Annotated in this window: 11 protein-coding genes; 5 read left to right on the plus strand and 6 right to left on the minus strand. The window is 68.0% G+C overall.

Going from position 1 to position 11627, the window contains the following annotated elements:
* Positions 1–156: 156 nt before the first annotated feature.
* The 4 genes from OG798_RS47765 to OG798_RS47780 are packed head-to-tail and all read right to left on the minus strand — an operon-like array spanning position 157 to position 3449.
* Positions 157–1308 carry a cysteine desulfurase family protein gene (locus tag OG798_RS47765; protein WP_328759258.1) on the minus strand — a complete coding sequence of 384 codons (1152 nt, stop codon included), beginning with the start codon at positions 1306–1308 and terminating at the stop codon, positions 157–159.
* Positions 1305–2249, minus strand: a complete 945-nt coding sequence (locus OG798_RS47770; protein WP_328759259.1) for a hypothetical protein — start codon at positions 2247–2249, stop codon at positions 1305–1307. Before OG798_RS47770 ends, OG798_RS47765 begins: the two co-directional genes overlap by 4 nt.
* A 21-nt stretch (positions 2250–2270) precedes the next feature.
* On the minus strand, positions 2271–2888 hold the full coding sequence (locus OG798_RS47775) for a hypothetical protein (protein WP_328759260.1): 618 nt from the start codon (positions 2886–2888) through the stop codon (positions 2271–2273).
* A gap of 3 nt (positions 2889–2891) precedes the next feature.
* Positions 2892–3449: a dCTP deaminase gene (locus tag OG798_RS47780; protein ID WP_328759261.1), complete on the minus strand. Its 558-nt coding sequence runs from the start codon at positions 3447–3449 to the stop codon at positions 2892–2894.
* Positions 3450–3685: 236 nt separating this feature from the next.
* Between OG798_RS47780 and OG798_RS47785 the strand changes: the two genes are divergently transcribed.
* Positions 3686–4729 carry a LysR family transcriptional regulator gene (locus OG798_RS47785; protein WP_328759262.1) on the plus strand — a complete coding sequence of 348 codons (1044 nt, stop codon included), beginning with the start codon at positions 3686–3688 and terminating at the stop codon, positions 4727–4729.
* A 16-nt stretch (positions 4730–4745) separates the two neighbouring features.
* The gene (locus tag OG798_RS47790; protein WP_328759263.1) at positions 4746–6083 is read left to right on the plus strand and encodes a methyltransferase domain-containing protein; all 1338 of its coding nucleotides are present in this window, start codon (positions 4746–4748) and stop codon (positions 6081–6083) included.
* A 73-nt stretch (positions 6084–6156) separates the two neighbouring features.
* Here the strand turns inward: OG798_RS47790 and OG798_RS47795 are convergent, their stop codons facing one another.
* Entirely contained in the window at positions 6157–6474 is a 318-nt protein-coding gene (locus tag OG798_RS47795) for a nucleoside triphosphate pyrophosphohydrolase (RefSeq protein WP_328759264.1), read from the minus strand.
* Between the two features lie 412 nt (positions 6475–6886).
* Between OG798_RS47795 and OG798_RS47800 the strand changes: the two genes are divergently transcribed.
* The gene (locus OG798_RS47800) at positions 6887–7060 is read left to right on the plus strand and encodes a hypothetical protein (protein WP_328759265.1); all 174 of its coding nucleotides are present in this window, start codon (positions 6887–6889) and stop codon (positions 7058–7060) included.
* A gap of 29 nt (positions 7061–7089) precedes the next feature.
* Here OG798_RS47800 and OG798_RS47805 read toward each other — a convergent pair whose 3' ends face one another.
* A complete protein-coding gene (locus tag OG798_RS47805; RefSeq protein WP_328760173.1) occupies positions 7090–7614 on the minus strand; it encodes a TetR/AcrR family transcriptional regulator in 525 nt (174 codons plus the stop codon).
* 208 nt (positions 7615–7822) lie between these two features.
* Here OG798_RS47805 and OG798_RS47810 point away from each other — a divergent pair, with 208 nt between their 5' ends.
* Both OG798_RS47810 and OG798_RS47815 read left to right on the plus strand, forming a co-directional pair.
* Positions 7823–8884 carry a hypothetical protein gene (locus tag OG798_RS47810; RefSeq protein WP_328759266.1) on the plus strand — a complete coding sequence of 354 codons (1062 nt, stop codon included), beginning with the start codon at positions 7823–7825 and terminating at the stop codon, positions 8882–8884.
* Positions 8885–9420: 536 nt separating this feature from the next.
* Positions 9421–11598 carry a P-loop NTPase fold protein gene (locus OG798_RS47815; RefSeq protein ID WP_328759267.1) on the plus strand — a complete coding sequence of 726 codons (2178 nt, stop codon included), beginning with the start codon at positions 9421–9423 and terminating at the stop codon, positions 11596–11598.
* The last annotated feature ends 29 nt before the right edge of the window (positions 11599–11627 follow it).

Consider the following 11627-nt stretch of genomic DNA (forward strand, 5'->3'; position numbering starts at 1 on the left):
TGCGCCACCGGACACCGGCGACGGCCGGCAACTCGTCCTCCTCCATCACGCGTCCCGCCCGACCGTAGGGGACGCGCCAGCCTGCGACACCGGCCAACGGCAATGAGCTCAAATGACGTTGCACAACCCCAGCTGTATCAGGAGCCACTGACATTGTTACGCGTAGTCCGCGAAGGTGCAGGCCGCGCTGGTGATGAGCTCGGCGGCTTGATCGACGTCTCTTGCTGTGGTGGTGCGGCCGATGCTGAGCCGGAGGGTGGCGCGGGCCTGGCCGCGGGTAAGGCCGATGGCGGTGAGGACGTGGGAGGGTTCACCGCTTCCGGTGGTGCAGGCCGAGCCAGTGGATGCCGCGATGCCCGGGAGACGGTCGAGCAGGTCGGCGGCTTCGATGCCAGGGATGGTGAGGCTGAGGTTCCCGGGCAGCCGCTGGTCGGGGTGACCGTTGACGCTGGCGGTAGGGATGGTGGTCAGGAGGCGGGTTTGGAGCCGATCGCGCAGGGCGCGGATGCGGGGCGGGGGCGGGGCGGGGGCGCTGGTGATGAGGTGGGCGGCGGCGCCGAAGCCGACGATGGCGGGGACGTTGGGGGTGCCGGCGCGCAGCCCGCGTTCCTGACCGCCGCCGGTCTGCTGGGCGGTGATGCGGGTGCCGGCGCGAACGTAGAGGGCGCCGATCCCCTTGGGGCCGTGCAGTTTGTGTGCGGACAGGGAAGCGAGGCCGACGCCTAGTTCGTTGACGTCGAGCAGGCCGCAGCCGGCGCTTTGCGCGGCGTCGGTATGCAGAAGGATGCCGCGTGGGCGCGTGATCTCACAGATGGCGGCCAGCCGCTGGAGGGTGCCGATCTCATTGTTGGCGTGCATCACGGAGACGAGCACGGTGTGCGGCGTGAGGGAGGCGGCAATGTCGTCGGGGTGGACGCGGCCGTGGAGGTCGACGCCGACGCGTGTGACGGTGTAGCCGTGGTGGTCGGCCAGCAGCTGGCAGGCGGCCAGGACGGCCTTGTGTTCGATTGCGGTGGTGACGACGTGTCCGCCGTGGGGCCGGGCGGCCAGGGCAGCACCAAGGATGGCGAGGTGGTTGGCCTCGGTGGCGCCGGAGGTGAAGACGATCTCTGTCTCGTTCTGGGCGCCGACCAGGCGGCCGACGTGTCGGCGGGCGGTGCGGACGGCCTGCGCGGCGGTGCGGCCGTAGGCGTGCGGGCTGGAGGGGTTGCCGTACTCGCTGGTGAGGAACGGCAGCATCGCCTTCAGGACCCGCTCGTCCAGCGGGGTGGTGGCCTGGTGATCGAGGTAGATCGGCTTGGTGGTCACGCGGCTCGCTCCTCGTTCCGCGCGGCGGCCGGGTTGATCGCGGCGTACTTGCGTTCGCCGTCGACCAGGTCCCAGTAGATGGTGCGGGGCTCGTCGAGGACGGAGAACGCGGTGGCCAGGCAGTGCCAGTTCTGGTTCGGGTGGGCGCGGGCGAGGAGGAAGGCGTCGTCGAACAGGCGGCGGATGCGCCTCGCCAGGGCCTCGCGGGTGGGCTGGGGCCTGAACAGCTGGAGGAAGCCGCGCTCGCGTAGCCATGCCTCGGCGTGCTCGGCGCCGGCCGCGCCGTGAAGGTGGCCGCTGTCGCTCAGGGGTTGGGCGGCCAGCCGCTCAAGACGGCGGTGCCGTCGGGCGTCCTCGCCTCCGGGGCAGCGGTCGCCGGTGATCTTCCATTCGTGCCAGCGGGGCGGCTGGTAGCGGTTCCAGTCGGCGTCGTCGAGGTGGGCGGTGACCTGCGGCGGGATCTGGCCGCGGGTGAGGTCGGCGACGTCGTAGCCGGGGCCGAGGGCTTCCAGGGTGAGCGAGCCGGGGTACCCGCGGGCGGGCCGGTCCATGCGGACCAGGACGGTGAGCCGGTTGGTGAAGCGGTTGGTGGGCTCGGCCAGAATCACGGCGCGGCCGTCGGCCAGCAGTCCGGCGGCACGGGGCGGGACTTCATCGAGGGGAAAGGTGTTGCCGCCGCGGTAGTACTGCTTCTTTTCCACGCCTCCGTCGGAGCGGATCATCAGCCGTTCGGTTCCAGTGGCGGCGGCGAGAGCGTGGGCGGCGACGGGGACGGAAGCGGTGCTCTGGCCGGGCGGGATCAGGCAGGCGTTGAGGACGGGCAGCTTCAGGGAGTGCAGCAGGGCCATGGTCTGCCACTTCGGCCAGCGCCGGTCCTTGGCGGCCGCCGTGAGCTCACTCGTGCTGAGCGCATGTAACGGCAGAGGTAAGGCTGTCGCCATCGGAGTGTTTCCCCTCCCGGTTCAGGCGGCTGCGAGCCGCAGATCGGCGGACAGTTCGCTGAACGTGCGCTCACGGTTGTGGGCGAAGGGATGGTCGCGCCAGTCGAAGAATTCGCCAAGGCCGAGCTGGTCGGCGCAGACGCGGCGGACGAACTGGCGGGCGAAGCCGGCCGAAGGCCAGTAGTAGTGCTGGCCGGGTCGGGGCGACAGATAGAGGTAGGAGCCGTCCGCGACCGTCGGCAGATCAGCCAGGGAGGTGATCCGTCGCCCGGTACCGCCGGTCTTCTCGTAGGCGGCGAGGACAGCATCCGGGTCGGGGACGGGTATCAGGTGCAGGTGGCAGTGGCTGCAGCAGGAGGCGCCCAACTCGCAGTCGCGCGGCCCGTGCTCGGCCAGGATCACCGGGCCGTAGCGGGCCTCGATCACCGTGCGCATCCGCTCCGCCTCGGCGGCGACCGCGGACAGATCGGCGGAGGTGAGCTCGGCGGCGGCATCCAGGTGCTCAAGCGGCATGAACAGGCAGTAGCCGGCGGCGAGGGCGCCGATGGTGGGCAGCAGGACCCAGCCACCGGCGGTCTCGGTGATGATCCGGGTCGTGGTCTCGCACGCGGTGAATTCGGTGCAGAACTGGCAGTCCATGGGTCACCTCCGGAACGGGCCGATGGAAAACTCCTCGGCGTAGCGGCTCTTCAGGTCGGCCTGGCGGCCGTAGAAGGGGTGGGATGCGGTGTCGGCGGCGCAGGCCCCGTCAAGCGCGAAGACGAGCAGGCGGGCCAGGGGCATGCCGTGGTGCAGCCGCAGGACGGCCGGGCCGGTGTTGACCAGCTCCAGTGTCAGGTGCCCGTTCCAGCCGGGCAGCACGAACGGGCTCGTGACGTGGACGGCGAGTCCGACGCGGGCCAGGTGGCTCAGCCCGCCGATCATGCCCATCAGCCCGGCACCGAACCGCAGCGGCTCCTCGACGGCTCCCAGCAGCATCTCCCCGGGCGTCAGCTCGTAACTCACCCACTCGGCGAGCGGATCGCCGTAGAGGCCGTCGATGCTGGACTGGTCGGCCAGGTCGACCACTCCCGAACTCGGCGCCGCCAGCGGCTGCAACGGCGATCCCAGCGTCAGCAACAGCCCGTCGTCCCGCAGCTGGCCTCGCCACTCCAACGCGCCCTGGCCCATCAGCGAGGTGATCGACTCGGCTGAAAGCATGGCTCACCCCCGGAATCAGCAGCGACGATTTTCGCCACCTTCGGATCGAAGGCGTCTGCTGGAATGTTCTCTGGGCCAGCTCGGAATATCCATATGTCCGATCGGGCATTTAAAGGTTTTCTTGGGGTGAAATGCGGAGAAGTTCAGCTCTGCTGGCCGCGCGGACAGTGCAGGCTGGATGAGGACGCGTCAGGGAGGGAGAGGCGATGGTGACGTCACTGCCATCCGGAGGCCCGTTGAGGATCCCAGGGCCCGAGTGGTTCCGCGCCGATCTGCTGTCGTGTTCGCCGGACCTGCTGGACCTGACCTGGGATCAGATGAGGACGCTGATCATCGTCCAGGAAGCCGGGACCGCGCTGGCCGCGGCGAGAGTCCTCGGCCGAGAGCAGTCCAGCGTGCAGAAGCAACTCGACATCCTCAACCGCAACTTCCAGTCCCTTACGGGCGAGCTACTGGTGGTCAAACAGGGCCGCGGCAAGGACTTCCTGTTCACTCCCACCGGGCTGGAGGTCGTCGAGCGGGCCAGAATCACCTTCGCCGAATGGCTCCAGGGCGTCGCCGACTCCCGCCGCAGGCTTGGCTCAACGCTGACGATCGGCACCACCGAGTTCACCCTCGGCTTCCTTGGCCGGGTATGGGAACGTGTCGCCCCGCAACTGCTGGAACGGGAGATCGAACTGAAGGTCGTGCACGTACGCACCCGTGACTTCTGGTCCCGGCTGGACTCCAACCAGGTCGACCTGCTGTGCGGAGGCCTAGCAGCCGAGACAACCGAAGAACAGGTTGCCCCCGACTACGACTTCCTCGAATGGCATCGCGAGGGCCTGGCCCTGCTCACCAACCTTCCCGTGCGCGAACTGGCCGCCAAGACCGTCGGCGTGGCCCGGCTGCGGACTCTCCCTCTGATCATCCCCTCCCGTGGCGTCATCACCGACTTCGTCGAACGCTGGTACGGCCCCGACTTCCGGTCCCAACTGCAGCTCGCCGCCGAGATCGACGACATCTACTACGGGCTCGCTCTGCTCAGATCCCGCATGACCTACGGCTGCATGCTCTGCGCCCGCTCCATCGGCCAGGCCGCCGTGGACGGGCGCCTGCCCACCAGCGACGACTTCCGACTGATCGATTTCGCCGACGACTTCGACCCCATGCTCCAACTGGTCTCCGGCGTCTTTGCCCGCAAGGGCGAACGCGAGACCTACGACGCCTCCCACCCACTGAACATCCTGTGGAACGCCTTCCGTGACGAGGCCGCCTCCGGCAGGCCCCTGCCCCTGTGAACCTGGAGGACCCTCGATGCTGCTGGCCTCGGTCAACCTCAACAAGCGCCTCGGCGCCACAAGCGCCCGCTCCCGTCTCGCCTCCTGGCTACGCGAGCACCGCGTCCACGCCATGCTCGCCCAGGAACCCTTCAAACCCGTCGACCGCACGCCGCCCACGCTGCCCGGCTTCACCTTCGCCGGCGGCGACGGACACCTCGCCGCCTGGATCAGCGAAAACCTCGCCCCGCCTCAGGTCACTTCACCCAAGCCATGGCTCCTGCGGATCGAACTGGACTGGCTGGCCGTCTATCAAGTGCACCTCAACGCGTATACGGCAGCCTCCCGAACCGCCCAGCTGGCCGAATTGACCGTGCTGGCCGCCGCCGAGAACGACCGCCCACTCCTGATTTGCGGAGACTTCAACCTCGCTCCTCGCCCCGAGGACGGCCTGTTCGGCGAAGAGACCAGCTCCTTCACCACCGAAACCGAACGCGGCCACCTCCGTAGCCTGATACAGACGGCCGGCCTGACCGACACCACCGCCGACCAGCCACCCGCCTTCACCTTCGAACGGCTCGTCTCCAACCAGCTCAGCCGCTTCCGCTGCGACCTCGCCCTGCTCAGCGACCACCTGACCCTGGCGACCACGGTCACCGCAGACACGTCCGTACGAACCGGCCCGCAGGCATTCACCGACCACTCCGCCCTGCTGATCGACGTGCCAGTCACCTTGGACAACGCCGAACCCCACGACGTGCTGTTCTCCCTGAACGAACTCATCAGCGACGGCCCCACTTCCTCCGCCAAGAGGGAGTACCAGCCCCACAAAACGGCCATGAGCCGCCAGACTCCGTCTCCAGCATCCCAGGCGGTCACCCGCCATCTGACCGGCCCGCTCGGAGTCAGAAGCCTCCTGGACCACGGCTGCGGCCGGGGCGCGGACGTGGCCCACTACCGCTCGACCGGCCTGGACGCCGACGGCTTCGACCCGCATGACGCCTTCGGCTGGCCCCGGCCGGAGAGGACCGGGTTCGACCTGGTGACCTCAGCGTTCGTCCTCAACGTGCTGCCCGACCCCTGGCAGCGGATTCAGGCCCTCAAAGACGCCGCCTCGTTCACCCGCCCCGGCGGCCATATCGTGGTCGTCACCCGCTCTGCCGAAGAGATCGCCAAAGCCGCTGCCGACGGCGGCTGGACCGCTCACCACGACGGCTTCTGGTCCAGCAAGAGCAAAGGCACCTTCCAACGAGGCATCGACGCCGACGAGATCATCGCGCTCGCACGGAAGGCCGGACTCGTCCCCGCTGCCGACACCCCGGTACTGCCGCTGCCCGGTGTGTGCCACACGGTGCTATTCAAGCCGCAGACATGAGGCAGGATGCTGAACACCCTCAGCCGCGCCGCGCGGAGCCGTATGCCACCGAGCCCCCTCGGCGACCGGCTGGTCAGCGGTTACCCGTCCAAATGATCCGGTCAGCGAAGCCGCCCCTCTCCCTCGCCTTAGCTGCACGGATTTTCTCCAGCTGTGCCGGATCGATTCCCAGCTCGGTCGCGAGCGCCTGCACGACCTCCAGGACGTCCGCGAGTTCTTCCGGCGCCTTCGTCTCGTCTGCGGCAAGGAACTCGGTGACCTCCTCACCGAGCTTGTCCCGCAGCCGCCGCCGGTATTCCACCAACCCGGCGGTATAGACGACCGGCTCCGCGCCTGAAGACCGGATGATCTCGGGGATCCGATCCCGTACCAGCTTGCTATTGCCGTCCACCCGCACTCTCCCGCACCCATCGCCGCCGAACGGCCGCCAGCTGCCGCTCCTCCATGCCGCCGCAGCCTAGGCAAGACGCCCCACCAAGCGCTTGAGAACCGCCGAACTCACTCGTTCGGGGAGATGCCAGCAGCGCCATACGCAACAGGGCAGCCGAGTAAAACGGTTGACGACGAACCAGTGAAGGCGCGGAGCCGGGGGAATCGCTACTCGGTCGGGTGATGATGCCGGATCGGCGGAACCCTGTCCGCAGCGGAGCCGGTCGTGGAACTCGCGGACCAGATCGTGGTTGCGCCAGCGCCGGAGTGACGTCGTAGCCGGTGCCCATGACGACGAGGATGTCCGCGTCGCCCGGTCCGGCTCGCCGAGCGGGAGATCGTCGAGTCCCTGATCGGCCTGGCACCTCGGCGACGTGACGTCCAGCCGGTGCAGTGTCGTTGGTGGTGATGTTGAGCGTCGTCTCGGCGAGTACAGCACCCACGAGCTCGGAATTCAGCCCGAGGCGTACGACCCGAAGCTGGACGTCGACTTCGCCCCGCTGCGTGAGCAGGGCCTGACCGTTGCTGTTCTCGGTCAGGCCGCCTGACAGTCCACCGAAGGGGTTCTGCCGCAGCTTCACCCGGTTCCTGGAGACCCTGAGTCGGTGGACGGTGCGAACAGGTAGCGGTCCATCATGAGCGCGGCGTCGGCGAGGATCTCGGGGTCGCCTTCGGCGCTCTCGCGGAAGGCAAGGTCGAGCAGGTTGCCCCCGACTTCCACGGCGAGTCGAGCGCGTCGCCGGAATTGCTCGGTGTCGGGCATCGCGTAACCGCGGACGAGTGCCTTGTGTACCCGCTCAGCGATCGCCTGGTCCGTCTGCCGGCCATCCGCGCGCAGCGCGGCGATACGTGGCCCGTGGTACCAGACGCGCCGGTAGCCGGGCTCCATGCGGAAGCGGTCCGCGTAGGCGCTGAGCAGTTTCTCCAGCAGCTCCTGCGAGCGCTGGGGCAAGGGCTCCTCAGTGATCCGCTCGGCAATCTGCACGTCCATCTGGAACCAGCGGTGAACCAGGGAGGCGACGATTGCTTCCTTGTCGGCAAAGTACCGGTAGAGCACGCCCACCGAGACTCCCGCTTCGGCGGCGATCAGCTTGGTGCCCAGCTCTTCGTAGGAGGCCCTGTTCTCGTATAGCTACGGCGAAGGGACGCGTGGCGCTGTGTGACAGCTCTGTGCGAGTACGCCGGGCAGGCGCGACACATCCGCTGGGTGGCTGGTCCAGATTTGGCCCTATATGGTCATTTTTAAGCGCCATTTTCCTTGAGTCGCCAGATCCGGTCGCCAGATCCGGCGGGATCCGGAAGGGACATCGATGAGCTCAGCGAGCCAGGCCGTCAAAACCGTGTACAACGGCCGGATACAGGTCACCGAGGAGGAAAGAGCGACGATCGACGCCCTCAACGCCTCCATCGCAGCCGATAGAACGCCGGAGGGCTACGGCGCTCTCACAGAGTTCCGGAAGTCGCTCGCCAAGGAGACCCGCGAGGTGCTGCTGTCCTCGATCTCGGATCTGGAGGAGCGTGGTCGCGCTCATAGAGAGCGGATCATGCCTGAGCTCGAAAGACTCAAGGGCACTGCGTGGCCCACGCATGGCTTGGTGCCGCTGGAAAAAACTGATGGTCTCGGGTACGAATACCCGCTAGGCAGCCTCTTGGGGCCGGGAGGCGCGTCCTACCATCCCCTACCTCCCCCGGAAAAGGTGGTGGTAGCGCCAACGCAGCCCCCGAACATGGGCGAACTGTGGAGGGTCGCGCGGTCCGGGTTCCTGTTCTCCCCGAAGATGAACTACGACAACACTCAGGATCCTTTTCGGATCTGGGGACACGTCAACTACAGCAGCGACGAACTCTTCAATGGCTCGGTGGGCCTCGGGGTGACGTTCACCCTCCCGCCCGAGCGCATGGAGAACACGAACCGGACGACCTTCGAGGTCAACTCCCTTGCGGAAGTAGACGGCTTTGTCTCTGGCTGGACCGGTTACTACAACCGGCTCTTTGCCGCGGACGACAAGTGGTCGAAGTGCTGGGAGACCCACGAGGCGACCCTCGTGCTCAGCTCCGGCGAGCGGTTGACGGGGGACTCGTCGCAGACCAACATCTTCTCTCTCCAAGACGAACCTCCGGTAGGCCAGGCGAATGCCCACCGTGTCGGCGGCTGGGCCCCGACCCTGAGGTTCACGGCGAACATGGGGGACCTCCGCCAGCGCGGTGTCTCGATCATCCTGCAGATGGCGCTTCGCTACGACTTCCAGCTCGAGGGCGAGAGCGACATCTGGTTCCGCAACCGATACGGCTCGGACAGCGAGTCCCCGGCGGCATTCGACAACGCGCTAACGTACAACTGCTCGCCGGGCGTGGTCAGGTCCATCCCCTGAACTGGATCTGCAGACAGACGGCCGCTCACAAGGATCCGCCGCAACGCAGAGCCACATGTCCGTTCGCCGCAGTTATACGAGGACAGCGCCAGGTAGGGCAACCGCCTGAACAGGCCGGTCCGGTCCCCTTCGTAAGCGCGAACCGCTTTGCTAGACGACCAAGATCAAGCGCTTAGCGGTAACGGCTGCTCCGTTGTTTCCTGCGGCCAGTCGCTCATGGCATGGGGGTGGGGGCGAAGTCTCGGCCCTGTTCTCGTATAGCTACGGCCAGGTGGCGTGTAGCGCTGCGTAACGCTCAGGTCTGCGATCGGCGCGAGGGGCGGCGGTGCGGCGGATAGCGGTAGCAGTTGTTCCACTTCAAGAGCGGCTTATCGGACTTTCGTTCATTGGCGGACCGTCAGGGTGGTGCCGCAGTAAATGCCGGATTTACTGCGACGGAGCCCCTGCCGTGATCACCGCGACCTGCGGCGAGCCATTCCGGCCGTCGGGGCGAGATGTGCGCATTTACTGCGGCAGTACCGGAAGGGTGGGGCAGCGTGACAATCGAACCGGTGACCGAACTCGGGAGTGGGGGCGCACTTCGGTTGCCGCGCGCTCGGGTCGTACCTCTGTCCGGCCCGCCCGCGTCGTACACCGCGGCGGTCGAGCGCTACCTCACCGGCGCGGGCATCGCGAAGTCCTCCGCGCGTATCTACCGGATCTCGCTGACGACGTGGGGATGGATGCTCGCCGGCGAACTCGCGCCGACCGGACCCGCCCGCCGGGGCGCGAAGCCGCCCGTCTTCCCCGTCACCGCGATCGACGACCCGGCGCTGCCGGAGCTCCTGGCCGAGCTGGCGGCGGCGCGGGCGGACGAGATGGACGCCGACACCGTCAACCGGGAGCTGTCCATCGCGCGCAAGGCGATCGGCTGGTGGCAGCGCCAGGGCTGGATCGAAGGCGATCCCACGATCGGAATCGAGCGGCGGCCGGCACCGCCGGACCGCACCAAGGCTCTCGCGGAGAAGCAGATCGCCGCCCTGTGGCGCCTCGACGTCGCGCTGCGGGAGAAGACGCAGTGGAAGATGCTCTACGAGTCCGCCGCACGGACCGACGAGGTGTTGTGCCTCAACGTGGAAGACCTCTACCCGCAGGACAAGCGGGGGAAGATCACCGCCAAGGGCGGGGCGACCGAGTGGATTCACTGGCAGTCCGGCACCGCCCAGCTGCTGCCCCGACTCATGGCCCGCCGCACCCGCGGCCCGCTGTTCCTCACCGACCGCAAGGCCCCGGCCGGAACACCGACGCTCGACGTGTGCCCGGAGACCCGCCGGGCCCGGCTCTCCTACCGCCGCGCTGAGGAGATCTTCGAGGAGAACACCCGGCTGCTGGCCAACCCCCTCGCCTCACCCGACGACATCGAGGATCTGGACGGCTGGACGCTTCACCGACTACGTCACAGTGCCCTGACGCACGACGCGGAGGACGGCACCTCGACCCCGATGCTGCTGGCCCGCTCCCGCCACGCCTCCGTCCGCTCCCTGGAGCGGTACGCCCGCCCCGGCGTCGACTCGGTCGCCCGGCACGTCGCCGAACGCGACCCCGCTGCACGTCGCCGCACGTATATCCGAGCGGATCAGGGCTTCAAGATCATCCCGTTGCCCCTTTGGCGCGTATCTCGGTCACACCCCTACCGGGGACTGTTGGGTACGGTCCACCACGACTTGGTCCAGCTCGACGAGCGACTGCGTGAGGCCCGCGCCGAATGGGCCGGCGCCCACTCCCGGCAGGCGCCGCCCCTGGAACGCATCGTCCTCTACATCGACGACCTCGACCGGTGTCCGCCTGCACGCGTGGTGGAGGTGCTGGCCGCCGTGCATCTGATGCTAGCGCTGCCGCTGTTCGTCGTGGTCGTGGCGTTCGACCCGCGCTGGCTCCTCACATCGCTCGAGCACCACGACCGGGAACTGTTCACCTCGCGCGACAGCACGTCCGGTTGGGCCGACACACAGGAAGGACACCGCCACGGCGCTCGACTACCTGGACAAGATTTTCCAGATCCCCTTTGCGGTCCCGCCGACCACCGGGAGAAGGCCGCACGCCTCATCCGCGCGCTGCTGATCAACCCCGACATCCCCGGCCCCGAAGGCCCGGCACAGCCTGCGGACGCCGGGGGCCTGCCGGATGCGCAGGAGCCCGAAGCACCGACACCGCGGACCGCCTCCGTCCCCGCACCGGAGCCGGTCGGCGACCTGATGCCAGGCCCCGACGCCGACCCCACCCCCGTCCAACTGCAGCTCGAGGAGGCGGAGATTGCGTTCATGTCCCAGATGGGCGGCCTGACCCGTACTCCCAGGGCGGCCAAGAAGCTGGTCAACCTCTACCGCCCGGCACGCATCGGGGTCGATCCGGGCGACCTGGCCGCCTTCGTGGGAACGGAAGCGATTCGAGGCGAGCACCAGGTCGTCCAGATTCTGCTGGCCCTGCTCGTGGGCAGCCCGGACCAGGCAGCCACCGTCTTCCGGCACATCCTGGAGGCACCCCCCCACCAGCAAGATCACCGAAGCACTGCGCGACCTCCCCGCCGATGTCCCCGCAGGAGCCAAGCCCAAGCGGCCGACCTGATCGAGCAGATGACCACCGGCCGGCCCGTGATCATGGATACCGCCGTGTACCAGCAGTGGTGCCCCAAACTGGCCCGCTTCTCCTTCTACACCCGCAACCTCACCGGCTGACCCGGCAGCCGTGATGCCTCCCCGGGGTC

This window comes from Streptomyces sp. NBC_00271, from assembly GCF_036178845.1.
Lineage (GTDB): Bacteria > Actinomycetota > Actinomycetes > Streptomycetales > Streptomycetaceae > Streptomyces.